The 25,354-nt window shown below is 68.5% G+C and carries 18 protein-coding genes; 10 read left to right on the plus strand and 8 right to left on the minus strand.

Annotated elements, in window-relative coordinates:
- Positions 1 to 50: 50 nt before the first annotated feature.
- The 3 genes from CCN42_RS29750 to CCN42_RS29760 are packed head-to-tail and all read left to right on the plus strand — an operon-like array spanning position 51 to position 2,793.
- A complete protein-coding gene (locus CCN42_RS29750) occupies positions 51 to 452 on the plus strand; it encodes a very short patch repair endonuclease (protein ID WP_086740278.1) in 402 nt (133 codons plus the stop codon).
- Complete coding sequence (locus tag CCN42_RS29755) at positions 449 to 1,444, plus strand: DNA cytosine methyltransferase (protein ID WP_086740252.1); 996 nt, start codon at positions 449 to 451, stop codon at positions 1,442 to 1,444. The genes CCN42_RS29750 and CCN42_RS29755 overlap by 4 nt, the downstream gene beginning before the upstream one ends.
- Before the next feature lie 11 nt (positions 1,445 to 1,455).
- Complete coding sequence (locus tag CCN42_RS29760) at positions 1,456 to 2,793, plus strand: DNA cytosine methyltransferase (protein WP_086740253.1); 1,338 nt, start codon at positions 1,456 to 1,458, stop codon at positions 2,791 to 2,793.
- 17 nt (positions 2,794 to 2,810) lie between these two features.
- Here the strand turns inward: CCN42_RS29760 and CCN42_RS29765 are convergent, their stop codons facing one another.
- From CCN42_RS29765 to CCN42_RS29775, 3 genes are read right to left on the minus strand one after another with little or no spacing between them, the layout of a single operon-like run.
- On the minus strand, positions 2,811 to 3,689 hold the full coding sequence (locus CCN42_RS29765) for a DUF6339 family protein (RefSeq protein ID WP_086740255.1): 879 nt from the start codon (positions 3,687 to 3,689) through the stop codon (positions 2,811 to 2,813).
- Positions 3,686 to 4,681 (minus strand): hypothetical protein, encoded by a 996-nt coding sequence (locus CCN42_RS29770; protein WP_086740257.1) that lies wholly within the window; start codon positions 4,679 to 4,681, stop codon positions 3,686 to 3,688. The genes CCN42_RS29765 and CCN42_RS29770 overlap by 4 nt, the downstream gene beginning before the upstream one ends.
- A gap of 3 nt (positions 4,682 to 4,684) precedes the next feature.
- Positions 4,685 to 6,835, minus strand: coding sequence for a helix-turn-helix domain-containing protein (locus CCN42_RS29775; RefSeq protein ID WP_086740259.1), 2,151 nt, complete (start codon positions 6,833 to 6,835; stop codon positions 4,685 to 4,687).
- 528 nt (positions 6,836 to 7,363) lie between these two features.
- On the opposite strand from CCN42_RS29775, the gene CCN42_RS42220 reads away from it, so the two are divergent.
- The 5 genes from CCN42_RS42220 (at position 7,364) to drmB (ending at position 19,509) form a co-directional block, all read left to right on the plus strand.
- Entirely contained in the window at positions 7,364 to 7,552 is a 189-nt protein-coding gene (locus tag CCN42_RS42220) for a hypothetical protein (protein WP_143662053.1), read from the plus strand.
- Positions 7,553 to 7,746: 194 nt separating this feature from the next.
- The gene (locus CCN42_RS29780) at positions 7,747 to 12,513 is read left to right on the plus strand and encodes a DEAD/DEAH box helicase (protein ID WP_086740262.1); all 4,767 of its coding nucleotides are present in this window, start codon (positions 7,747 to 7,749) and stop codon (positions 12,511 to 12,513) included.
- Positions 12,510 to 14,414, plus strand: a complete 1,905-nt coding sequence (locus CCN42_RS29785; RefSeq protein WP_211294825.1) for a UvrD-helicase domain-containing protein — start codon at positions 12,510 to 12,512, stop codon at positions 14,412 to 14,414. Before CCN42_RS29780 ends, CCN42_RS29785 begins: the two co-directional genes overlap by 4 nt.
- The gene (locus tag CCN42_RS29790; RefSeq protein ID WP_086740265.1) at positions 14,411 to 17,647 is read left to right on the plus strand and encodes a helicase-related protein; all 3,237 of its coding nucleotides are present in this window, start codon (positions 14,411 to 14,413) and stop codon (positions 17,645 to 17,647) included. The genes CCN42_RS29785 and CCN42_RS29790 overlap by 4 nt, the downstream gene beginning before the upstream one ends.
- Complete coding sequence (gene drmB / locus CCN42_RS29795; RefSeq protein ID WP_086740268.1) at positions 17,644 to 19,509, plus strand: DUF1998 domain-containing protein; 1,866 nt, start codon at positions 17,644 to 17,646, stop codon at positions 19,507 to 19,509. The genes CCN42_RS29790 and drmB overlap by 4 nt, the downstream gene beginning before the upstream one ends.
- A gap of 56 nt (positions 19,510 to 19,565) precedes the next feature.
- Here the strand turns inward: drmB and tgmC are convergent, their stop codons facing one another.
- The 4 genes from tgmC to CCN42_RS29815 all read right to left on the minus strand — a co-directional run bounded on the left by tgmC (position 19,566) and on the right by CCN42_RS29815 (position 22,492).
- Positions 19,566 to 20,780: an ATP-grasp peptide maturase system methyltransferase gene (gene tgmC / locus CCN42_RS29800; RefSeq protein ID WP_086740280.1), complete on the minus strand. Its 1,215-nt coding sequence runs from the start codon at positions 20,778 to 20,780 to the stop codon at positions 19,566 to 19,568.
- Positions 20,770 to 21,738: an ATP-grasp ribosomal peptide maturase gene (tgmB, locus tag CCN42_RS29805; protein ID WP_086740270.1), complete on the minus strand. Its 969-nt coding sequence runs from the start codon at positions 21,736 to 21,738 to the stop codon at positions 20,770 to 20,772. Before tgmB ends, tgmC begins: the two co-directional genes overlap by 11 nt.
- A gap of 5 nt (positions 21,739 to 21,743) precedes the next feature.
- Positions 21,744 to 22,010: a putative ATP-grasp-modified RiPP gene (gene tgmA / locus CCN42_RS29810; RefSeq protein ID WP_086740272.1), complete on the minus strand. Its 267-nt coding sequence runs from the start codon at positions 22,008 to 22,010 to the stop codon at positions 21,744 to 21,746.
- A 149-nt stretch (positions 22,011 to 22,159) separates the two neighbouring features.
- Entirely contained in the window at positions 22,160 to 22,492 is a 333-nt protein-coding gene (locus CCN42_RS29815) for a hypothetical protein (RefSeq protein WP_086740274.1), read from the minus strand.
- A gap of 242 nt (positions 22,493 to 22,734) precedes the next feature.
- Between CCN42_RS29815 and CCN42_RS46375 the strand changes: the two genes are divergently transcribed.
- Complete coding sequence (locus tag CCN42_RS46375) at positions 22,735 to 24,105, plus strand: NsdA family TPR-like regulatory protein (protein WP_483883544.1); 1,371 nt, start codon at positions 22,735 to 22,737, stop codon at positions 24,103 to 24,105.
- Entirely contained in the window at positions 24,008 to 24,478 is a 471-nt protein-coding gene (locus CCN42_RS29820) for an N-acetyltransferase family protein (protein WP_483883543.1), read from the plus strand. Before CCN42_RS46375 ends, CCN42_RS29820 begins: the two co-directional genes overlap by 98 nt.
- Before the next feature lie 15 nt (positions 24,479 to 24,493).
- Here CCN42_RS29820 and CCN42_RS29825 read toward each other — a convergent pair whose 3' ends face one another.
- On the minus strand, positions 24,494 to 25,288 hold the full coding sequence (locus tag CCN42_RS29825) for an alpha/beta fold hydrolase (RefSeq protein WP_245877529.1): 795 nt from the start codon (positions 25,286 to 25,288) through the stop codon (positions 24,494 to 24,496).
- Between the last annotated feature and the right edge of the window lie 66 nt (positions 25,289 to 25,354).

A 25,354-nucleotide genomic window follows, 5' to 3' on the forward strand; every position in this document is an offset into this window, starting at 1 on the left:
CAGCCGCCTTGAGCGCCATGAAGCCGTTGTCGCCAGCCGTCTCGGCGCGCATGAGCAAGCAGGCCAGCAAGGACACAGCCTGCGAGTTGGCGGTCCGTCGTCTGCTCCACGCGAGCGGACTGCGCTATCGCGTCGAGTACCCGGTGCCCGGCATGGCCCGACGCCGGATCGACGTAGCCTTCACCTCGGTCAAGGTCGCCGTCCTGATCGACGGATGCTTCTGGCACGGGTGCCCCGAACACGCCACCCAGCCGAAGTCGAACGCCGAGTGGTGGCGGCGGAAGCTGGACCGCAACATGGCGCGCGACGCGGAGACCACGGAGCATCTCATCGCGGCCGGGTGGGAGGTGCTGCGCTTCTGGGAGCATGAGGCACCGGAGGATGTGGCCCTACGTGTCGCGGCAGCGGTCGAGCGGCGGAGGGCGCAGCGAGATCGGGGGAAGAATTGTTGAGTGGGCTGACCTTTGTCGACGTGTGCTCCGGAGCGGGTGGCCTCGCCCTCGGGCTGGAGCGGGCTGGGTTCGAGCCGCGCCTGCTGCTGGACGAGGACGACGACGCCTGCCGGACGCTCAAGGCCAACCGTCCGCACTGGAACGTGCTCCAGACGGATCTCCTGGACTTCGATCCGAGCGAGTATCCGCAGACCTACGACGTGGATCTGCTGTCCGCGGGTCTGCCTCGGGTGAAGTCGAGCGCGACCGTGGGGCGGACGGACTCGGGTCTCGAAGAGCGGCTGCTGGAGGCCGCGGTACTTCTCGTCCATGCGATCAGGCCTCGGGCCGTGCTCATCGAGAACGTCCCCGGCCTCGCCCACTCGGACGAGTATCAGCGGTTCCGTGATTTCGCTCACGCTGAACTCGCCCACCTGGGATACGAGTTCAGTTGGTTCGTGGTCAACGCCGCCGACTTCGGCGTACCGCAGAACCGCAAGCAGGGCGTGCTGATGGCCGTGGAGGGGCATCGGGCCGGGGCGGTCAAACACCCGACGCCCACTGTGTCCGAACCCATGACGGTCGGAGAGGCCCTGGGCACCTCCATGGCGTCCCGTGGCTGGCAGGACGCCGACCGCTGGGCGGCCCAGGCCGACCAGCCGGCTCCGACGCTGGTGGGAGGCTCCAAGAACCGGGGCGGCGCCGACCTGGGGCCCACGGGGGCGAAGCGGAAGTGGGCGGTCATGGGTGTCAACGCTCACACCTTGGGCGACACGATCCCCGGCCCGGACTTCGAATGGAATCCGGCGCTCGGCCGGGACAACATGGTGAAAATCACAGTTGACCAGGCGGCTCTGCTCCAAGGTTTCCCGGACTCGTGGGAGATCTGCGGGCGCAAGACCTCCAGGTATCGCCAGATCGGGCACGCGACACCGCCGCCGGTCGGAGAGGTGCTGGGGCGGGCCGTCGCCGCAGCGCTGGACGGGCACCCGGCAGTCCCGTCCGCCGGCTAGACTTCCGCCACATGACCAGCACGGCGCCCCATCAGCCCATCCTCGACAAGCCTTTTGTCCTGGATCTCTTCGCAGGGCCCGGCGGGCTGGACGTCGCCGCGCACGTGCTCGACGTCCCCAGCCTCGGCATCGAGTGGGACAAAAGCGCTTGCCTGACGCGTTACGCAGCCGGTCTGGACACCCTCCACGCCGACGTGAGCGCGGTCCGCAGGGACGCCTTCGAGTCGCTGCCCCCGGAGATCAACGTGCTCGCCGGTGGCCCACCGTGCCAGACGTACTCGGTGGCCGGCAGCGGCGCCGGTCGCAAGGCCCTGGAGGAGGTCAAGGGCTACATCGAACGACTCATGGCAGGCGACTCCGACGAGAAGATCGACGAGGAACTGAAGAAGCTCAGCGATCCGCGCACCGCCTTGGTCCTCGAACCCCTCCGGTACGCGATCCAGGCGACCAGGAGCCCGAACCGCGGGAACCGGCCCTACGACGTCATCGTCCTGGAGCAGGTCCCCGCGGTCGAGGCGCTCTGGCACCACTACGCCCGGGTGCTGAAGTACGTCGGCCTCCCCGACGGCACCACGTACGAGGTCAAGGTCAAGGTTCTCGACACCGAGACCTACGGGGTGCCGCAGACACGGTCCCGAGCCGTGTTGATAGCTCGTCGTGAGGGGCTCGGTGAACCCTTCCTTCCCAAGCCGACCCATCTCCCCTATGAGGCGAAGGAGTGGAACAGCAGGATCGGCCGGGTTCCCGCCCAGGCGCATCAGGCGACCCTCGACGACGTGAGCGCCCCCGAGCCGGTGACGCGCCGGGACAGGGACGACGAGCGCCAGCAGTGGGTGTCGATGGGCAGTGCCCTCCCGGATCGCAGGAAGCCCTTCCTGGTCCGCTCGAACTACGGCAGCTCGGGGCATCCGGGGCGACGCGGTGTCCGGACCGACCAGCAGCCGGCTACCACCGTGACCGGCCGCATCTCCCGTTTCGTGGTCTTCGAGCCGGTCGGCGACAACCCGGGCATCGTCTGGGAGGGCCCGCGGTTCAGCATGAACGAGGCGGGGATGCTGCAGAGCTTCCCGCCGGGCTACCCCTGGTCGGGCACGGCACAGGCGCAGCAGGTGGGCAACGCCGTGCCGCCCCTCTTCGGTGCCCACCTGCTGAGCGCAGCGCTCGGTCTTCCCGCGCCGGACCCGGAGGCACTGCGGGAGCCGTGGGTGCCGGCCACGGAAGAGGAGCGCGCCAAGCTGCGCAGCCACGGTTGCGGGACGGCAGACGACTGCTCCGCCCGCTGCCCGCGCCCCGAGGAACAGGCGCCGCCGCGCTCCACGGCTCGCAAGAAGAAGGCGTCGGCAGGATAGCCACGGCGGGTGCCGGTTCAGACCTCGCTCTTCCTGCCTCTGACCGGCGCGGTCTCGAACAGCTCCGTGAAGTGGTCGACGAGCGCGGCCACGGACTCTTCGGGGACAGGATCCTCGTCGGGCCCGTCGGGAAGAACGTGGCGCGAGACCGGGGGTGCCGTCTCCGCCTCTGCGATCCAGTGCCGCAGAGCGGCCGGGTCCCTGGGCTCGTCCGGTGCAAGCACGTCGTAGACCAAGGTCGCGCCGGCCGCGGTGACGGCAACGCTCAGGCCGTTGATCTCCCGCCCTGTGGTGATCTTGCCGTTCTTCACGAGCCGGACGAGGGCCTGAGCGGTAGGACGGTGATCGATCAGGTCCCTCCGCAGAACGGTGTGGATGAGGTCCTGGTTGCCACAGGCCACCTCCACGGGTTCGTAATCCGCCCCGTTCCGGAACAGCTCGGCCGCCCACCACAGACGGGAGAAGCACTGGCGGTCCGCAGGGCCCTGGAAGCGCTCCGCCGGGATACGCCGCTCCGGCCGTGCCGCCGTCGACTCCGACAGGTGCCGCCAAGCCACGTAGTCGGGGGCCACCGCCAGCGCGAGGTGCGTCCACAGTCGCTTGTCCGCCGCCTCCCGCCGCGTAAGGCGCAGCGTGGCATGGAGCCTCGGCGCGAGCCACGCGTCGGCGCGGGTCCGGTCGTCGCGGAACTCGAACATGGCGTCTTCCACCAAGCTGCGGATCGGCTCGACCGCCCACCTGGCATCGTCCTCCGGAAGCGGTTCGACCGCCTTGGCGAGGTCGATGCCCCCGTGGACCTGCTCGGCCTTCAGCAGTTGCTCGGTGAGGAATCTGTCGGCGGCCGACGCTGGGAGCAGCGCCAGGCGCTCCGGTACGTGGTCGGGCTGGGTGATCACTTCTCGCTCTCCCGGTTGGCTTGTTCCAGACTGCGGATGGCATAGCCCAGCGCTCTGGAGGCTTCTGCGCGTCGGATGGCCGCATAGTGGATACGTGTCTGGAGCTCGGCCCAGCCCGCGTCGCCGGTGCGCCGGCGGTGCACCTGCCGGAGAGCCTCCTCGACGTGCACTCCGGGGACGACGTCCGGGAGCATCTCCCGCAGCACCTCGCCCTGCCAGTCGGTGGGGAAGACCGGGCTGCCACCGGGTTCCACCTCCAGGTCACCCATCGCCCCGTGGAACACGGCGGTCCATACGTCCGTGGCCATCTGGGCGACGAGAAGGTCGCGGACCTTGCTCTCCACGCCGGAGCCACTGCTGTTCAACAGCCCGACGATGCCCTCGACATCGGTGTTGACGAAGACGGTGGGTACTCTGGCCGAGGTGTCCACGATCCAGGGCGCGTCGGCGTAGGCCCGCAGCCATTCCCTGGAACTCCTGGTGAACGAAGCTTTGCGAACCTCCAGTTGGAGACCGCCGACCGGCTCGTCGGAGACCGTGTCGACAGTCCAGCTCCGGTCGGTCTCGGCTATCGACCGTCCCGCCACTCCGTCGACCGTGCCGACGGCGTCGACGGCGAGGGAGGCACGCCCCAGGTGGTCGTCGCGGAGCACCTCAAGGGAGCCCGACCAGTCACGGCTGTCCTCAGCGTCACGCGTGAGGTGCGTCGCAGTACGTACGTTGGTCTCGCCGTCCGTCAGCACGGCGACGACACGCACGTCGGACCAGGCCGCGTCCGGCACGTCGGCCCCGGGAGGCAGGGTCGCCGAGAGGCCGATGGTGGCGCTCACCCAGTCTTCGTGCCCCGCGACGCCGAGCGCGACGACCTGCTGCTGAGTCGAGTAGGCACTGGTGTCCAGTTGGTCCCGCGTACCGTCCGCGAGTTTGAGGGAGACCGACGTCACCCGGAGTGTGATCGGGCGGTTGAGCCGCTTGTACGGGTAGATCTTCACGCGTCACTCCCCCTTGCCGGCTCGCAGTTCGAGCACCAGTCGGGTCAGCGCCGTCCTGACCGGGTGGCTGGTGACGTCGGTCGCTCCCCGAAACGTCGCGCGGCGGACACCAGGAGGGAACCGAAGGGTGCCGTCCTCCACCTCGCAGCCCTCGACAGCCTCGAGTTCCGCCCAGTCCAACTTCGGGCGGCCGCCGGAGCGGACGTCCAACAGGGCGACGGGCGCCATGGGGACGATCTCATCGCCACGCGGGATGCTCACCTCGGCGGTGATCCGCCATTCCCCCGCCTCGCCGATCGTCGCATCGAGCCCGTTCAGGACCGGGATCACGGGCCCGGTGGGAACCTTCGCCTTGGGCCGCTTCTTCACGGTCAGCGCCTTGCGCAGGGCCTCGCCGCCTTCGCGGCTGCTGCGCCTCGGGCGCGCGACGAGTTCCCGGACCGCGTTGTTGACCTCCTTGGTCAGCCCTTCGATCCGTCGGTAGGCGGAGGGCGACCAGCGCAGGGTCAACTCCTCCGTCTGACCCCAACGGTCGTGCTCGGGGGGCTCCGCCGCACGCAGGAACTCCTCGGCCTCCTTGGCGAAGGGAGCGGCTTCCCCGGCGGCCTCACCTACCAAGAGAACGGCCTGGAACGGGTTGGTCCCGATCGGCAGCCTCGGGACCGTCGCCTTCTTGACGGTCATGCGATTGCCGCGCAGCGAATGCACCTGATTGATCGGCCTGTCGTTGTCGCCTGCCGCCTCGGTGACCAGCAGCACCGCCTGATGGATCCCCAGCGTGCCGCCGACAACACCGCCCGACAGCGGCAGCTTCAGGGGAACGTTCCGAGCCGCAACGTGTCCGGCCTCGGTGAGCCGATCCACCGTGGTGCCGTCGTAGTAGGCCCGCAGGGCACGGGTCCTGGAGGGCTGTTCGACGGAGGGGTCCACCTTTGTCTCCTCCACCACCACCTCTCCGTCGTTGCGCAGAGCGCGGACCGACACCTCCAGGAGGGGAAGTCGGCCGCCGCCACCGGTCATGGCGGCCCAGAAGTCACGACCCAGCGCCTGGACGAGCCGTTTGTGCATTCTGCGGATGTCGCGCGTGTCCTCGTCCCCTTCCTCCTCGACGATGTCGTCGTCGAGGTCGGACCCGCTCGCCTCCAGGCTGGCCACGTCATGCGCGCCGACGATGAGGAAGGACGTACCAGGCTCGTCGCTGTCGCGGCTCAGGTGCAGGCGGGCCACCGTCTCCTCGTCCGCCCACCAGGAGCGGGCGACCTCGGCGCCCGGCGAGTCGGGATCAGGGCGCCCGAACCAGGCGGGGCCCGCGTACGGGCGACCGTCGACTTCCCGCCACGGAAGTTCGAGGCGGCCGATCATCCGTCGCTCGGTGCGTCCCTCATGGGGAACAGAGAGAGTGGAGTTGATGAGCACGAGGCCAAGAGCGCTTGTGGCCCAGAGCGTCGCCTTGCCGAGGCCGTACGAACCGCCGGCCGAGCGCCCGGACTTCAGACTCTCCAGTTGACGCCTGACGACGGCGGCGAACTTGCCGTCCGCGTAATCGTCGCCAGTGAGGCCGGAGGCGTTGTAGTCGTCGACACGCAGCAGGACCAGACGGCCCTTCTCGTACATGTCGCGCACTCCCGCGTCCACGACCCGCCCGACCTTCTGGTTACCGGCGAGTTCCGAGACGGCCGAATAGTGCGGGAAGAGGTCGTTCCAGAGGATCGCATCACGGAAGGCGTCAAGGTGTTCGCCGGTCAACTCGTGCAGGGTGTACCGCACTCGGACGGGGCGGCCGTTCTCCGTCAGACGCTCGTCGAGACTGTTCTGACAGGTCTCGCGGGCGAGCACCTGTACGTCCGCGTCAAAAGCGAAGGCGGCGGCATTGCCCAGTTCACGGCCGCCGTCCGGGTAGCCGGGGCGGTGGTACCAGGTCACCGGGAGACCGGCCTGAGTGTCGGTGGTGCGCGTGTGCACCGTGCCGAGATCCGTGCCGAGCGCCGTTGCGATGTCCGCCATCACCGTGGGGCGTGGGGTCGACCTTCCGGTGATCCACGCGGAGACGGCGGCTCGGGTCAGGCCGAGTTCCTCGGCCAGTTCCGCCTGCGTCTTCCCCGCAAGCTTGAGCTGCCTGGCCAGCCACGGCCCGAACTCCTCACCTATCTCCACGTGCCACCTGCTCTTCCTCTCGGGTCGTACTGACGACGCTAATTTGACACCACCGATCTTGTCAATCAAAAGTTAACAGGACGCCTCGACAGGGTCGCTGGCCTTGCCGTTCCGATTTGCCCGCATCACCCCTTTCGCCCCTGCTCCATCCCGCCGCATGAAGTGGAACCGTCAACTCCCCTCAGCAGCAGGCGACTTGGCGCTTGCGTCGCTGCGCCGCCATCACTACTGTGCCTATCGATGGGAAATCCATCCCGCTCGCACAATCTGCATCCGAAACGTCGGGCGGCCGGGGGGACAACTGCGCCCGAAATCATCTCGGCGCAAGAGGGGACAGCTGTATCCACGCACACCTGCCAGCTGCGCAAGAAGCATTTATCGAAAGAGCTGGCAGCCCGAGGTCTCCGCCCAGTACCGTGATCGCGGGAAAAGAACGATCCAGGCTTCAACAATGCCGTCTTCACGGGGGCGTGCCTCATTGCACCCCTGTACAGACAACAGCGAAGAATGTGCTAGGGGGGCTCAGAGTTGGACGACAACGAAGGTAATTTTTTGCTGCTCTCGTACCGTGAGCGCAGCGCTTTGGAGTCGGACATTCGTCGGGCGACGAGCAAGGCCGATGCGGCCGATGTTCTTCACCGGCACGACGTGTCCGAGGGCGACTTCGTCAAGGAGTTCCCGGATCTGGCCAAGGTGGTCCACCTGCTGCCGGACTAGGGCCCTCAGAGTCGACGGCACACGTCCCTCGATCTCGAAAGTTCGCTGTACAGAAGCGTCTTCGACTTGCGGCGAGGACGCTCTCGAGCGACCCCGGAACACGCCCGACCGCCACGGGCCGGCTTCGCACAAGCTCCTGCCGGCCCGTCCGTCGCCCAACTTTCGCCCCTCACCACACTCAGGAGCGCAGAACAGTGCAGTCCCCTTCCTCCGCAGTCGTCGAAACCGTTCTCGGACAGTCCGCCCGCGTCCTCCAGACCTATGCCGTGGACCCGGGCCTCGTGGCCGAGCACGCCAACGGCGAACGCCGCATCACTCAGGGTGGATACGGCGACCGACAGCTTTTCGAACTCGTCCAGAACGCGGCCGACGAAATCGCGGACGAACCCGGAGGACGAATTCATGTCGTCCTGACGGAAAGCCATTTGCACTGCGCGAACGAGGGAAACCCGGTGTCCCCGGAAGGCGCGGAGACCATCCTTAGAATGAGCATGTCCAAGAAGCGCGGCGGTCAGATCGGGCGTTTCGGCGTCGGCGTGAAGTCCGTTCTCGTGGTGACCGACACCCCGGAATTCTTCAGCAGCAGCGGCAGCTTCGGATTCAACCGGGCCTGGTCCTACGAGAAGATCAAGTCCGTGCCCGGTGTGATGGCGCGCTACGGCCCGGAGTTCGACGCCCCCGTCCTGCGGATGGCCCGCCCGCTCGACATGCAGGCGGAACGTGCCGTGGACCCCGTGCTCGACGAGCTGTTGTCATGGGCGACAACCGTCGTTCGTCTACCTCTGCTGCCAAGGGCCGACGAGCGGCTCGGCCGGGACATGCACGGCGGGCGGGGCAGGGATCACGGCGAACCCCGCGAGGAGTTCCCGGTCGGCTTCCAGCTCTTCTCGCCGCACGTCGCCAAGGTCGTGCTGGAGGACCGCCGGCCCCGGCCCGTGGTCCGTCGGACCTTGACCACCCGTCGGTCCGGCGACCTGCACACCGTGGTCGAGGAGCGCACCGGCAGGACGCCTCACACCGAGCGGTGGCGTGTCTTCACCGTGACGCACGAACCCGGACCGGCGGCACGCGCCGATGCCGGCGAGCTGCACGACCGCATCGCGGTCGACCTGTCGTGGGGCGTGCCCTCCCTGGAGAAGGACCCCGAGAGCGGCCTGTACCTGAGCCCCCGCTCGCGTGGCCGTGGCAAGTTCTGGTCCTTCTTCCCGACCAAGTACGAGATGTCGTTGAGCGGCATTCTCAACGGCGCCTGGAAGACCAACGAGGACCGGCAGAACCTTCTCGACTCCTCCCCGTTCAACCAGGAGATGATCCGCAGGGCGGCGCAGTTGGTCGTCGACTCGCTTCCCGCACTCGCCCCGGCCGAGGACCCTGCCGCCTATCTGCCGCTGCTCCCAGGCCGTACCAAGGAGACCATCAGCTGGGCCGACGACTTCTTGACCCGGGAGATCTGGACCCGCGCCGCGCGCTCCCCCTCGCTGCCGGACCAGGACGGTGTCCTGCGAGCCCCCTCGGCCCTCCGCGCCCACCCGCGGCTCGACAAGAACCCGAAGAAGCTCGCCGGTTGGCTGCGGATGTGGAACGAGTGCCCCGGACGCCCCGGGAACTGGCTGCACCCGAGCGTCGAGGCTGACGCCCTGCGCTCCGGGAAGGTCGAGCACATTCTCGAGGCGGCCGGGCAGGAACGCACCGCGGTACGTGAATGGCTGGAGGCCCTGGTCGAGAAAAGAACACCGGAGGCGTCGGCGGTGGCCGTCCGCATCGTGGCCGACCTGATCGAGCAGGAGTCCCCGCACGCCGAGGCGGCGCGCAGGGCGCGGATCGTGCTCACCGAGGAGCACGGTCTCGTCGCACCGGTGCACGGCAAGGTGTTCCGTCGGGCCGAGGGCCAGGACGGACTGCGCGAGTCCACGGTGTACGTGATCGCCGAGCTGGCCCGGGACTCGTCGCTGAGCCATGCCCTCGATGTCCTCGGCATCCGCGAGGCCGACGCGGAAGGTCGGTTCGTCAGCGTCCTCGACCAGGGCTTCGACCACTACACCGACTCGGACTGGCTGCGGTTCTGGGAACTCTTCCGTCGGGCCGGGGTCCGCCGACTGACCCACAAGGTGCTGGAGCGGGTGCCCACCCCCCGCTCGACCCTCCGTGTCCGGACCGCCGACAAGCGATTCCGATCGATCGGTGACTGCATGCTGCCCGGCGTCGTGGTCGACGCCGAGCGGGACCCCGCCGTGGCCGTCGACATGCGCTTCCACTCCGACGACACGCACTTCTTCTCCCTGGTGGGGCTGAAGGACCGACCGGCCGGTGGAGTGCAGCCGGAAGCGGGCGAGGAGTGGTTCGAGGAGTACCGGGCAGCCGTCCACGCCGCCTACCTGCGTACCCTGGACAGCGGTGCTCCCCGGCCCTCGCTGACCCGGATGAAGGTTGAGGGCGCCGCGATCGGCGGCCAGCTCCACCTCTTCCGGCACCTCTCGCCGGAATCCCGTGCCCGCTACCTGAGAGCACTGCCCGACGACGCCGTTGTCGCCAACTGGACGCGACAGTTCGGGGCCCAGACGAGCACCCGCCAAGCGGTGACGTCGCCGATCCGATGGATGTTGCGGAAGCTCGGCACGGTCGCCACCTCCCAGGGCCTCAAGCCGCTGACCGAGGCCGTCGGACCCGAACTGGCCGCGTACCGCGACGTGCTGCCCGTCGCCGACATCTCCGCCGAGAAGGCCCGTAGGCTGCGCCTGCCCGGCACGATCGAAGAGGTTCCTGCCGACCGCTGGGAGGTGCTCCTCGACGAGGTGTCCCGCAGCGAGGACGACGTGTTCGTCGGCACCACGTACGTGATGCTGACCCGCTTCGGAGCGGATTTCCCTGAGGACTCCCTGACCCGTTGCCGGATCGGCGACACCTGGGGCACCCGCCCCGACGGCGAGATCACCCTGGCGGTCGGAGACATCGAGTACCGGGCGCTGCGCGCCGAGCAGCTCCCGGCACTGCTGGTGCAGACGGCCGCGGACGCCGAGCTGATGGTGGAGAAGTGGGGCATGCTCCGCTATTCCGACGTGATCAGCCGGGAGACCCGCGAAGTGCCCGAGAGCGACCCCGTACCGCTGGTCGAGCTGTTCCCCGCCTTGCGGCAGCGGCTGAACAGCGGCAACCGGAACAACACGGTGCAGCGGTGCACCGAGCTGGAGGAGGTCACGCGTACCCCCAACGGCACCCACGCCTCTCCCTTGGACGCCGTACGTCAGGACGGCATCGTCAAGGTCCGCGTGCCGCTGGAACCCGAACCGATGCTGCGTCTGATCGACCGGGAACTCGGTCTCGGTCTCGGTGCGGCCGGCTGCCGTGAGGTGCTGGAGCACCAGGAACGCATGGCCCGCGACGGCGAGCTGAAAGCGGCTCGGAAGGCCGTGCGCGAGGCGAAGGACGTCGTGACCAAGATCGAGCTGCTGATCGGTGCGGACGCGCTCAGGGCAGGCCTTCCGGAGGGGTTGATGGAGGCCGAACTCCAAGCGACGGGCGGTGCGGAGCCGTCTCCTCGCCGTATTGCCCAGATGGCCTTCAACGCACACGGTGACGGCGTGCTCAAGGAGCACTCCCGTGACATCCAGGCCCGATTTCCCGACGCTCCGATGTCGTACGGAGGTTCGTCGGCCGCTATCGCGTTCGTCTCGGACCTGAAGCTGCCGATCACGTTCGCCGGTTCGCGGACACCGTCGCCGCCCCAATCCGAGACCGTGGAGGGCCCGCGGGACTTCCCCGGTCTGCACGGCTATCAGGAGGACCTGGTCCGCAACATCTCCACCATGCTCGACCGGCTGGCCCCTCAGCGCGGCATGCTGTCGCTGCCGACCGGCGCGGGCAAGACGCGGGTCACCGCCGAGGCCGTCATCCGCTGGGTCAAGCGGGTCGGTGACCTCAAAGGTCCGCTGCTGTGGATCGCGCAGACCGAGGAACTGTGCGAACAGGCCGTGCAGAGCTGGAAGTTCGTCTGGGGCAAAGTAGGTGCGGAGCGCCCGCTTACCATCAGCCGCCTGTGGAGCAGCAACGAGGTCGGGAACATCCTCGAGCACCCCCACCTGGTGGTCGCCACCGACGCCAAACTGGAGAAGTGCCTGGGCACCGACCAGTACGCGTGGCTGCGCGACGCCGCCCTGGTCATCGTCGACGAGGCACACACCGCCATCTCCAAGCGGTACACCGAGGTCCTGGGCCTGCTGGGGCTCACCCAGTACGAGACCCGCCGACATCTGCTCGGTCTGACCGCGACCCCCTTCCGCAACACCAACGAGGACGAGACACGGCGGCTGATCAACCGCTTCGGCAACAGGAGACTCGACGAAGGGGTCTTCCCGTCCGGTGACCCGTACCGTGACCTGCAGAAGTGGGGCATGCTCGCCGAGGTCGAGCACCGCACGCTCGAAGGCGGTCGGATCGAGCTGAGCCGGGACGAGAAGACGCACGCCGAGCGCATGGCGATGCTGTCCCGTGCCGCCGAGCAGCGGCTCGCCGACGACCACGCGCGCAGCCGGCGCATCGTGGACTCGGTGGCCGAGCTGCCGGAGGACTGGCCGACGTTGCTCTTCGCAACATCAGTCGACCATGCCAAGTATCTGGCGGCCATGCTCAACGACCAGGGTGTGCCGTCCGCCGCCGTGGACTCGACGACCAGTGCGCAGGATCGTCGCACCCGCATCGAGAATTTCCGAAACGGCCGCATTCGCGTCCTCACGAATTACGGTGTTCTGACTCAGGGGTTCGACGCCCCGTCGACCCGTGTCGTGGTCGTCGCGCGGCCTGTCTTCAGCAGGAACGTCTACCAGCAGATGATCGGTCGTGGTCTACGCGGGCCGAAGAACGGCGGCAAGGACACCTGCCTGATCCTCAACGTCAGTGACAACATCGCCAACTTCGACACGCAGCTCGCGTTCACCCAGTTCGAGCACCTCTGGAGCCGCAAGTGACCGACGTCTACCTCGACAGCCCTCCGCTCACGACCGAGCAGCGGGCTGTGGTCGAGCAACCCTGGGATGCGCGCGTCCTGGTCACGGCGGGCGCCGGGGCGGGTAAGACGCATACCCTGGTGCGCCGGTTGGACGCGCTTTGCGGTCACGAGGACCCGGACGAGGCGCTGGAGGCATCGGAGATCCTGATGCTCACCTTCTCCCGGGCCGCCGCCCGTGAGTTGCGCGAACGCATCACGCGGCATGGGGAGCGGGCCCGCCGGGTGCGCGCCCAGACGTTCGACGCCTGGGCGTACGGGGTGCTGCTGCAGGCCTTTCCGGACCGGGAGTGGGGCGGGGTCTCCTTCGATGAGCGAATCCGCGCCGCGACCGAGGCCGTCGAGAAGGGCGCGCTGGAGGCCGGTGACTTCGTGCCGCCCGCTCATGTGGTGATCGACGAGGTGCAGGACCTGTTGGGTGACCGGCGGGAACTGGTCGAGGCGTTGCTCGACCGCTACCGGGACAGCTGCGGTTTCACCGTGGTGGGCGACGCCGCCCAGTCGGTCTACGGCTTCCAGATCGAGGATCGCGAAGAACGGGACGCCGAGACCGGCCGCTTCTTCGAGTGGCTGCGGTGCTCGTTTCTCGACGAACTCGTGGAGCTGCACCTCACCGAGAATCACCGCGCCGTCACTCCGGAGGCACGTCTCGCGCTGGCGCACGGTCCCCGGCTCCAGCGGGTCCGGGACGCGGACGAGGCGGCCACGCTCTACGAGGAACTACGCGACCTGCTCCTCGATCCCACCAACGCCCACGGCGATCTCACCGACGCATACACCCTGCAGGGCCTGCGGGACCTCGACGACACCTGTGCGATCCTCACCCGCGACAACCGGCAGGCGTTGGTCGTCTCCCGTCTTCTCCACGAGCACGGCGTCGAGCACCGACTGCGCCGTCCCCTGGAGGAGCGGCCGGTGCCCTACTGGGTGGCGGAGCTGCTGCGCCGTACCGAGGCCACCGGTCTGACCGAGGACCGGTTCCGTTCCCTGCTCGCGGAGATACCACTGGCTCATGAGCCGAACGCGAGGGCCCTGTGGACGGTGCTGCGGCGAGCCACGCGCTCGCCCGGCCGCACCGCGCTCGACCTGGATCGGCTGCGCCGCTTGGTCGCCGACGGCCGGTTCCCCGACGAGGCGGCCGACCCGGAGACCGCCCGGATCGTCGTCTCCACCGTCCATCGGGCCAAGGGCCTGGAGTTCGACCGGGTCATCGTGTTGACGCCTCCGGCCGTCCCCGAGCTGCGCAAGCAGTACAAGGACGAACTGGACCTCCCTGCCGAGGCCCGGGCGTTGTACGTGGCGATGACGCGCGCCCGACAAGACCTCTTCTACATGAGTCCCCCTGAGTCGCCCATGTTCCGGAGAGTGGGCGGCCGCAAGAGCGGTCGACGGTACGTCGGTGGATGGCGGTCGTACGACCGGTACGGGATCGTCGCTGAGGCCGGTGACATCTGCCGGGACGACCCGCCCAGCCACGCGTCCGACGCCGTGGCAACTCAGGCGTATCTCCTGGAGCGGGTCCGCCCCGGCCACGAGGTGGTGCTGCGCAAACGCCACGACCTGCCGATGGGTGAGTCCCAAAGTCCTCCGTACGCTCTGATCCACCACGGGCGGGAGGTCGGCGAGGCGTCGGAGCGCTTCCGGGAGGAGCTCTTCCAGGTGCAGAAGGTCAACCGGACGTGGGACCCGTGGTGGCCCGACGAGATCCACGGCCTGCGGATCGAAACCCTGGAGACCGCGGCGGGCGGCGTCGCGGCCGGCACCAACGCCGGGCTCGGTGACCGAGGGGTATGGATCGTTCCCCGAATCACCGGCATCGGCATGTTTCGACGCGCTGAACACGACGAGGAGCAGGGCGCATGACGAACGAGGCAGAGCGGCACTCCGAGCACTACCGGGTGCGGGACGAGGAACTCCTCGTGGGTCTCCGCCGTGAACTCTTCGGCCCCGCCGAGGGCGCGGCGTCGGAGGACCGGGCCGAGGTTCTCGCCCAGGACGCGCCGATCGACCGCTATCTCACCGGTGTGCTGTACCCGCGTGCCTCGACGGAGCGCAAGGGCGAGGACGCCGCCGAACAGGACGGCCCGGACGCCGCTCCGCTGCCCACCCGCGGAGACGCGGAGGAGGCCGGCGGCACCGAGGATCTCGGGGTCTCGGGGGACAGGCGGCCCTCCTCCATGGGGCTGACGTTCGCGGTCGCGCCGGGAACGAGCACGATCGTGGTCTCCCCCCGGGCCGCGATCTACGAGCCCACCGACGCCGAGGGAAAACCGATTCCGGCGCGCCGCGCCGAGGCTCGGACCACCGCCGAACAGCGCGAACGGTGGCACCGCAAGGAACTCGACCTCCCCGATGTCCCGATCGACGTGACCACCCCTGTCGGCGACATGCGAGTGAAGCTCGACGACAGGGCTCAACTGCGTGTCGTCGTCCGCAGCCCCGATCCCGGCACCAGGACGGTCACGGTCACAGTGACACTGGTCAACAGGCAGAAGGTGGGTGAGTGGGACCTCCAAGACGCCTTCGCCCTGTTCCAGTGCGGCCTGAGGGTCCGGGCCGCCGACGGCTCCAGTGTGATCGTCGAGCGCCCCGCCCCGACCGCCGCGCACGACCCCGAGATGGCCACCAGTCGGTTGCTGCACCGCCATGTCCCGACCTTCGCCGTCGGACACGGCTGCGCCGCCGCATGGGACTGGGTGCCCTCTCCGATAGGGGTGACCGAAGCACGCGAAGCCGCAGTCCCCGAGGTGCGCACCGAATTCGTGCCCAGCGTGGAGGTGCTGCTGACAGACTCCAACCCGGAGATCGACAGCTCGTCCCTGTCGATGCTGGGGCTGGCCGAGAGGCCCGACGCCGAGGTGCTGGCGGCGCTGGAGGCACTCGCCACGGGATACGAGGACTGGATCCACCGGAAATCGGCTGAGGCGGACGCTCTGGAGGGCGGTCCGCACGAGGAGTCGGCGCGGGAGCAGGTGAAGGCGTGCGGCGACGCACTCGGCCGGATCCGTGAGGGCATCGAGCTGCTGCGCGAGAAGCCCGAACTGATGAAGGCGTTCCGGCTCGCCAACCGTGCCATGGCCGAGCAGCGTGCACGCAGCGCGTGGGTGAAGGACGGACGCGTTGGCAGCCCCGATCCGACAGCCGGCCGTTGGCGGCCCTTCCAGATCGCCTTCCTGCTGCTCTGCCTGGCCGGCATCGACGACCCCAAGCACGACGACCGGAAGATTTCCGATCTGCTGTGGTTCCCCACCGGCGGCGGCAAGACGGAGGCGTACCTCGGGCTGATCGCCCTGACGTCCTTCCTGCGCCGCATCCGCAAGGGGCAGAACGGCGGTGGCGTCACCGTCCTCATGCGCTACACGCTCCGGCTGCTCACCCTGCAGCAGTTCGAGCGAGCGGCGATCCTGCTCTGTGCCATGGAGCACATGCGACGTCGCACGCCCGAGCTGGGCGACGAGGAATTCTCCGTCGGTATGTGGGTAGGCCGCTCGGCCACACCCAACACGCTGGCCGAGGCGGCCGCAAGGCTCGATGAGCTGCGCGCCGACCTCGACAAGCGGCTCGCCACCGAGAACCCCGTCCAGCTGCATGCCTGCCCGTGGTGCGGGACCCGCCTCGACGCGCGGAACTACGAGGTGGACAAGGTCGCCGAGCGGATGTACATCCGCTGCCCCGGCACGGACTGCGACTTCGCCGACGGCCTGCCCGTCCACCTGATCGACCAGGCGGTGTACGACGCGCGCCCGACGCTGGTGATCGCCACGGTGGACAAGTTCGCCTCCATGCCGTGGCGCCCGCAGACCTCCGCCCTCTTCAACCGCGACGACCCCGACGACGGCACCCCTCCCCCGGAGCTGATCGTCCAGGACGAGCTCCATCTGATCTCCGGCCCGTTGGGCACCCTCACAGGCCTCTACGAGACCGCCGTGGACGCACTGGCGGAGCACCCCAAGGTGATCGCCTCGACGGCGACCATCCGGCGTGCGGCCGACCAAGGCCGCCACCTCTTCGCCCGTGAGGTGCGGCAGTTCCCACCCGCCGGCCTGGACGCGCGCGACTCGTGGTTCGCCGTGGAGACGCCGCGCGAGGAGAAGGCCAGCCGCCGCTACGTGGGTCTACTGGCGCCCGGTACGAGCCAGGCCACGCTGCTCATCCGGACGTACGCCACGCTGCTGCATCGGGCTCTGCACGCCGACACCGACGACAAGGTGCGTGACGCGTACTGGAGCCTCGTCGGCTACTTCAACAGTCTGCGGCTGTTGTCCGCGGCCGAACTTCAGGTCCACGACGACGTCGTGGCCTACCTGGAGGTCCTCGCCGAGCGCGAGGGCGTCGCGGTGCGCCAGATCGCCAACTACTCGGAGCTGACCAGCCGTATCGACGCGAGCGAGATCCCCACTCGGCTCAAGGGCATCGAAAAGCGGCTTCCCGACGAGGACACCGTGGACGTCCTGCTCGCCACGAACATGATCGCGGTTGGCGTGGACGTGGACCGACTGGGTCTGATGGCCGTGATGGGCCAACCACAGACGACCGCCGAGTACATCCAGGCGACGAGCCGCGTCGGGCGCGCCTGTCCCGGCCTGGTCGCGGTCATGCTCAACTCGGCTCGCGCGCGGGACCGTTCTCATTACGAGAACTTCCAGCACTACCACTCGGCTCTCTACCGCGAGGTCGAGTCCACGTCCGTGACTCCGTTCTCCGCTCGTGCCCGCGAACGAGGCCTGCACGCGGTGATCGTCGCCCTCGCCCGCATCCTGGTCCCGGAGGCCCGCCCCAACGAGGCTGCCGGCAGGGTCGAGACCTACGAGGGTGTTCTGCGCGGTCCCATCAAGGAGTGGTTGCTGAAGCGCGTCGGCACGGTGACTCCTGAGGAGACCGACAGCGTGGACAAGGGCTTCGACGAGTTCGTCGACTGGTGGATCAAGGAAGCCGACATCCACAACAGTCTGCTCTTCGAACCGCAGAAGGGCAGCCGTGCGCCCGCGCTCCTCAAGCCCTACGACGACGAGTCCGACGTGGACGCATGGGCCACGCTGTGGAGCCTGCGCGACGTCGATGCCGAGTCCGCCCTGTTCATGGAGGGAACCCGATGACCCCGCCGCCCGCGAGGCGCCGCCGAACCGGAGCGAACGGCTCCATGCCCGCCCACAACCTGCCGCGACGCGGCACGGTCCGGCGTGCCCAAGCGATCACCACATACGGTGTCGGCTCGCTCGTCGCCGTCGACCATGAGTCCTTCATCGTCTCGGGCCTGGACGAGGCCGACCGGAGCTGGAGCGACCGCGAGGCACCGCGCATCCACGAGCGACGTCTGGAACGGCTGCTCGGGGTCGATCACTTCCGGCTGCCGCCGGCATCCGACGACGACAGCAACGACGGTCTGCGGGTGCGCCGCTTCCCCTTGATGCATTCCTGCCCCGAATGCAACGAGCTGCAGCGACACCGGGACTTCACTCCACCACCCGGCCGAAGCGTCTGCGGCACGTGCGAGGTGGACCTCGTCCCCTCTCGCTTCGTTGTCGCCTGCGAGGCAGGACATCTCGACGAGTTCCCCTACTGGCAGTGGGTGCACCGCTCGACCGACCGCGGCTCGGCGGCATCCGGGAAGTGCGGGGGCAAGCTCAGGATGCGCACGTCGGGGCGCACTTCCTCGCTTCGCTCGATCCTCGTCTCCTGCACCTGCGGGAAGGTGCCCGAGGTCTCGATGGAAGGTTCCTTCCGTAGGAGCGCATTGAAGGATCTCGGGCTCACCTGCCGGGGTACTCGTCCCTGGCTCGGCACTTCCGTCCCGGCCGGGGGGTGCGGACGCCCCCTGCGCACGCTGCAGCGCGGTTCCTCCTCGGTGTGGCAGCCGGTGCTGAAGTCGGCGCTCTCCATCCCGCCGTGGAGCAGCGGTCGCGCTGATCCGCTCGCGGGCCACTGGGAGAAGCTCAGGAAGTACGACGATCCCGCGCGGGTCGAGGCCTACCTCGACGCCGTCTTCGACGAGCCGTGGCCTCTCTCGCTCGACGAAGTGATGACCCTGCTCGACGCGGAACGCGAGGAGGAGGCCGAGGGTGACGCCGCTCCGTCCTTCGACCATCGCTACCGCGCCCTGCGCAACAAGGAGTACGAGCGCCTGCGCGCCGGCAACGACGAGAGCCAACACTCCCGTGAGGAGGAATTCGTCTGCGAGTCGCCGCTCGGTGACCAGAGCGTGCTCGATCCGCTGGGTGTCACCGGCCCGATGCTGGTGAAGAAGCTTCGTGAGGTGCGGGCGCTGAAGGCGTTCACCCGGCTCGTCGACGCCGAGTCGACGACCGACGCGAAGGAGATGCCGCTCTCTGAGAAGCCCCTCCGCTGGCTGCCGGCCATGGAGGTCCGCGGCGAGGGGGTCTTCCTGCGTCTGAGCGAGGAGCGACTGGGCATCTGGGAGAAGGCGCCCGCGGTGGCGGCCCGGGCCGAACGGATCAGGACGGCTCACCAGCGAGTGCTGGAGCAGCGCGCCGACGACCCGAGCCGTGCCGTGCTGTCCCCGGCGACACCGCGCATGGTGCTGCTGCACACCTTGGCCCACGTCCTCGTCAACGAGTGGAGCCTGGAATCCGGTTATCCGGCCGCATCCCTGCGGGAGCGGCTGTACGCGGCCGACGACATGGCCGGCGTGCTCGTCTACACGGCGACGAGCGACTCGGCGGGCAGCCTCGGCGGTCTCGTAGCGCAGGGCGAACCCGAGCTCCTCGACCGCACAGTGCGATCGGCGATGCGCCGCGCCGAGTGGTGCTCCGCCGACCCGCTCTGCATGGAGGCCGAGACGTCGGGCACCAGCGGGACGAATCTCGCCGCCTGTCACGCCTGCGTGATGCTCCCCGAGACGAGTTGCGAGCACAACAACATCATCCTCGACCGGGGACTGCTTGTCGGCACCCCGGACAACCCTGACCTGGGTTTCTTCGCCCACATACTGGGCGGCTGACCCTCTCTGCCCGCGGGGGCAGCCGTCGCTGCCCCCGCGCACCGAATGTCACGCATTCACGTGAGGTGGTGTTCCCACCGCAGCCCGGATTCCTCTCCAACCCGGTGCGAGCGGCGGCCGGTGGTGACCTGCCGACCTCCGATCCAATAGACGTGCGCCCGATCGGTGATGTGGAGTCGTACGTCACTGATGTCGGCTCGACCGGTGGCCCGCCAGGCGTCGAGTGTCGCCTCGATCGCATCCCACAAGGCAACCGGCCCGCCCTGCCGGACCGACCAGCCACCGGTATCGTCTTCGGTGAAGGCGGCGAAGGACTCTCGGTCGGTGTCGAAGAGATACAGCAATTGGGTTCCGTCGGCGGCTCCGGCCCGAACCAGTTGGGAGCGCGGGGCCGTCAGTTGGGCCAAGAAGGCGGGCATCCAGTCGTCCAGCAGGGTCGGCGGCAACTTGGCGGGGCGTTCGGTGTCGGCGTAGGCAGTGCGAGCCGAGAGGTCGCCGGACGGTGGTGCTGCGGCCTGAGATCGGGCGTGCATGAAGGAGGAGCGGCCGATGATGCGGCCGTCGGCCGTGCCGTCCTCGCTCACCGTGACTTTGGCGAGGCCGGTCCCGTACGACCAGGAGCCGAGCGTGGCCAGGATGGTGCCACCGGGCTTGGTCTGGCGGAGCCAGGTGTACGGGATGCGGCGCACGGCACACGTCGCGATGATCCGGTCGTAGGGAGCGCGGGGCGGATGACCGAGGAGGCCGTCGCCCGTCACCGTCCAGGTGGAGAAGCCGGTCTCCTCCAGCGCGGCGTCCGCTCGGGCAGCGACCTGGGGGTCGACCTCGACCGTGGTGACGTTGTCTTCGCCGAGGCGGTGACAGAGCAGGGCGGTGGAGTAGCCGGTGCCCGTGCCGATCTCCAGGACGTTCTGCCCGTCCGAGATGTCCAGGTCTTCGAGCATTTTGACCACGGTCATGGGCGTCGTCGAGGAAGAAGTAGGGACGCCAGTGACCGGCTCGGCCGGCTGGTCCGCGGTCAGGTGCCCGTCCAGTTGGGTGGCCAGGGAGCGGTCGCTGTACGCGATGTCCAGCCACTCCTCCGAAGCCGTTCCCAGAGCCGTGACGGGGCGCCAGCGTGCGCCTTCGGCCGGTAGGAAGACTCCCGGGTGGAGGAAGACCTCGCGCGGGACTGCCTCGACCGCTGCTCGCCACTTAGGGTCCTTCAGAACACCGGCGGTCTCCAGCCGGTCGGCGAGCGCCCGCCGGTGCGGGATGCTCTCAGGTGACAACACGGGCTTCTCCTTCAGCGAGCAGGTGCGCGAACGCGGCAGCCATCTCCAGTCCGGTCTGCTCCTCCAGCCAGGCCCATTGGCCGTTGGGGTTCAGCTCCAGCCAGTGAAATTCGCCGTCCCGGTCCATGGCGAGGTCGAAGGATCCGGAGGCCAGGCCGTAGTGCTCCAGGTAGGCGAGCAGGGTGCGCGACAAGCGGTCGGGCAGGTCTACCACCTCGTAGCGCAGCCGGGAGTAGTCCTGCCGCCAGTCCAGCAGGTCAGAGTCGAGGCGTACGGTGAACACGCGCCTCCCGACGATCAGCACACGCAGATCCGCGGCCTTGTCGACGCGAGCCTGGAAGAGATGGGGCGTGATCCGCACGGTGTCGTCCACTTCCTCAGCGCGGACCGGTTCGGTCCAGGTGGTGAGGCCGACGCCGTTACGTGCGTACGGCGTCCACCGCAACGCCTTGTAGATCACCCGGCCGTGTTCGCGGATGAAGCGGCGAGCGTCGTCGGGATCGTTCGTCACCAGCGTCGGCGGTACCCGGAGGCCGAAGGTTCGGGCGAGCGCCAGCTGCGCCGGTTTGTAGTCGGCCGCGGCGTTTCTGAGGGGATGATTGACCCAACGGCAGTCGCGTAAGGCGTACAGGACGCCACCGAGGCCGTAGCGGACCTGGGATGCGGCGAATCGGGCGTCGGCGGCTGGCAGGCGGTGGAAGGCCGGCCACACGGGGCGGCGCCAGTAAATCGCTCGTACCTCGTCCAGCTCCACACATCTCGACGGTGTGCGGAGCTGCCCGGTCACTCGAACTGGGCATGCATCGAAGCGAGCCGCGATCGACACGGCTGCGCCGATGTCCGCGGGGTTGAAGCGGGCCACCGGTACGCCCAGTCGGTTGAGGTGGCTGATCACCATGTCCGCTGTGACGTCGTTCGGCTCGGTGACCACCAGCACGGATCCTTTCTCGGTCACGGCGGTCAGTCCTGCTGGCTGTCCTGGTCGTGGCCCTGGTCGGGCTGGGAGTCGAGGTTGGTTGCGGTGGAGGTCTCCGTGCCAGAGCTGGTGCCGTGCTTGCCCATGTCGACGGGCCTGCCCTGCTCGTCACGGAAGACGCCACGTTGGGTCGTCGGGTCGATAACGACGGTGGTGTACGGCAGCTTCGTCGTCGTCGAGTACGGGGCCAGGCGGCTGAGGCCCCACGGTCGGACGGGGGTGAGAGCTGCCGGGATGCTGTGTGCGGGCATCGATGCTCCTTGGGTGGGCGCGGGAACGGGGTGGGCTTTCGCTTCGTGCAGGGCCACCCGGGTCAGGAGGTCACCCAGGTCGCCCTCACCGGTGCGCAGCTGAAGTGCGCGCTCTTTGCGGAACGTCTCGCAGTCCGGGCAGCCGGCTTTCATCGGCTGCGGGCGTCGACGTCGAGCAGCGCTTCGGTGCACCGGGCAAGGTTCACGAGGTGCTGCCAGGCGGTGAACGGGCTCGGCTCGCCCTGTGGCTCGTCGGCCAGAAGCCGGGTGCCGAGGCGGCGCATAACGCGGATCGCTTCCCGCTCGTCACTTTGGAACTCCGCGAGCAGGGAACGGAGGAGTTGGGAGACGGTCTCCGTTCTCTGCAACGTGCTCGCGAGCGAAGGGACATCGAGACGAGGGCGGGTGATCGGGCGGATCTCGGCGAGGATCTGAGTACGGTCGGGTAGCTGCCCGGGGGTTCGCTGAATCACCGTCTCCATGTAGGACTCCAGAGTGTGTGTTGATCCTGTGACGCTCAGTAAACGGCGGGTGGTGTCTGATCGGCAGGAAAAACCGCGGTCGAGTCGACTGCGCACGACCGGAAAAACTGACCACCTCTTTACGCGCCGCAGAATGCGGAGCAGTGCCCGCCGTTACGGTGGACGACGTGGCGGCCAGCAACCAGCAGCTCACCAAACGGATGCGCGAACTCGGCCTCACTCAGGAGGAGTTAGCCGAGGCGATGAACCGGGCGATCGAACAGGTCACGGGTAAGCCCGGCACTGTCTCGGTCCGTACGATCCACAACCTCATGTCTGGAAGAACCCGGTGGCCTCAGGCGAAGCAACGCCTGGCGCTGGAAGCAGTATTCGGGTGCACCACCGTCGAGCTGGGGTTCGTACCGCACGCCCGATCCGTGGCCGATCCCCTCCTACCCAAAGCTCAGCACCACGAGGAGGAGCCTGTGCTCCGCCGCAACTTCCTGACCGCCACATCCATCGCCGCCCTCACTCCTGCCGCCCTCGACGCTGCGGGGTCCTCCGGCCGGGTAGGGCAGTCCGACGTGAACCGGCTAGCGGCCCAGTTCATGCTGATCATCGCCGATGACAACAAGACGGGTGGAACTCACCACGTCGAAGAGGCGGCGCTTGCCTGGGCCCAGCGCGCGCTGCACCTGCAGAAGACGAGGCCTGCATCTCAAAGGGTGCGGGGAAAGCTGTATGGGCTGGCCGCGGCGTTTACCGGCTCGGCGCTGTGGGCCGCCATTGACGGCGGACGCCTCGATCAGGCCCAACGTCACCTGAAGGAGGCCGTGGCCCTGGCCGGCCTTTCCGGCGACGCTTCGATGCAGTTTCGCATCTGGGGACATGCCGGGGCGCTGTATCGGCACATGGGTCAATACACCAGTGCTCTCGCGGCCGACGAGGCTGCCAAGCGCACCAGGGCAGCTCGGGACCCGCTTTACGCCTCGCTGGTCCATGCCCGTACCGCCGTACACCACGCAGATCTGCATGACCGCCAGGCGAGCCTGCGGTGCCTTGGTCTCGCCGAGGCAGCACTGGCCCGGGCGGACACTGAAGCGCCGCGTCCGGTGTGGCTGAGGTTCTATGACTCGGCTGAGCTTCACCTTCTCGCCCTGACCGCCACGACCACGCTCGGTTTGTGGGAAGAGGCAGAGGCGCATGCGCATCACACTCTTGCGAGGCTGCGGCCAGACATGAAACGCAATCGGGCCCTCACTCTGGCGTACCTCGCCCATGCCCAGCTCGGCCAGCGGAGCCCGAGTTCGCCGTCGCCACCGCGCACGGGATTCCGGCCGAGGCACGGCACGGACGCACAGCCCGCCTCCTCAACTCCTTCGGGCACCGGCTTCACGCCCTCGCACCTCATGCCCCCGCCACCCGAGAATGGTTCGAAAAGGAGCTTCTGTGAGCCTGGAGCTGCGGCACTACACCCATGTCGAGCCGGTACGGCAGACGATTGTGGACGTCCATGTCGAGGTTCGTCAGCGGGATTTGGGCCTCACCGGCCCCTTCTATTCCGCCAACCGCTTCAACGAGCGGCTTTCGGGGCACAGCTCAGCGCCCGGCTGGGAGGCGGTTCTCGCGTATGACGGTGGTGAGCCGGCCGGGTTCGCCTACGCCGCACCGCTCGGACCCGGTACACGCTGGTGGGCGGCCATGACGACCCCGCTGCCCGACGGGTACACCGTCGAGACGGGCAAGCGCACGCTGGCGCTCAATGAAATCGTGGTCCGCCGCCCGTGGCGCGGCACCGGGCTCGCCCAACGGATCCACGAAGAACTGCTTGCGGGTCGGAGCGAGGAGCGTGTCACGCTCCTGGTCAATCCCACGGCGGGAGACGGCAAGGTGCAGGCAGTTTACGAACGCTGGGGTTACCAAAAGATCGGTGAACAACAGCCTTTCCCTGATTCTCCGGTGTTCGCGTCAATGATGCGAACACCGTTGAAGCAGTCCGCGAGGTGACGTTGCCCCGGGCGGTTACTCAGTCCTCAGGAACCCCGCGATCACCTCATACAGACGCCCCGCCTGATCCAAGTGGACATCGTGGCCGGAGTCCCGGATCACCGCGGTGTGGGTGCTGGGGCGGCGGGTCTTCATCTTCTCGAACTCTGCGATCGGAATCGTGCCGTTCTCGCCGCGTACCGCCAGGGTGGGGCAGGTGATCCGGGACCATTCCTCCCAGTAGGAGTGCGTCGCCAGTTCCGCGACCGCCGCTGTCATGCGCTCCGCGTCGAAGCGGGGGTGCCAGCCGTCCTCCCTGCGCTCCAGGCCCCTTGCCCAAGCCTCGTGGCCCAGGAAGGTCTCGGCGGAGGACAGGGACTCGAAGGGGAGGGGCCAGGACCGGAGCCAGGTGGAGATGGTCGTCGGGAGGTCCGGGTTCGGGCCGCCCGGGCCCGCTTCGATCAGGATGAGGGAGGCGACCAGGGCGGGGTGGGCCGCCGCGGTGAGGAGGGCCGTGTGGCCGCCGAGGGACTGGCCTACAAGGGTTGCGGAGGCCAGTTCGAGGCGGGTGATCAGGGTTGCCGCGTCCGCGACGCAGGCCGCTCGGGTCATCGTCGGTGGGCGGCGGGTGCTGGCGCCGTGGCCTCTCGCGTCGTACTCGATCACTGTGTGACCGTCGCGGAGCAGGGGTGCGCGCAAGGCTTCCCATTCCCCCATGTGGCCTGCCAGGCCGTGGAGGAGGAGAAGGGGTGGCCGGCCGGAGGGCGGTCCCGGCGGAGTGTGGACGCGGTAGGCGAGGTGTGTGCCGTCCGGCATGGTCAGAGAGGGCACGTCCCGGCTCCTCCGGTCGGGGGCATCGGCTGGTGCGATTCTGTTGCCGGAGGTGTGGGTTCCGCC

The sequence above is a fragment of the Streptomyces glaucescens genome (genome assembly GCF_002154375.1).
In the GTDB taxonomy this organism is placed as follows: Bacteria; Actinomycetota; Actinomycetes; order Streptomycetales; family Streptomycetaceae; genus Streptomyces; species Streptomyces glaucescens.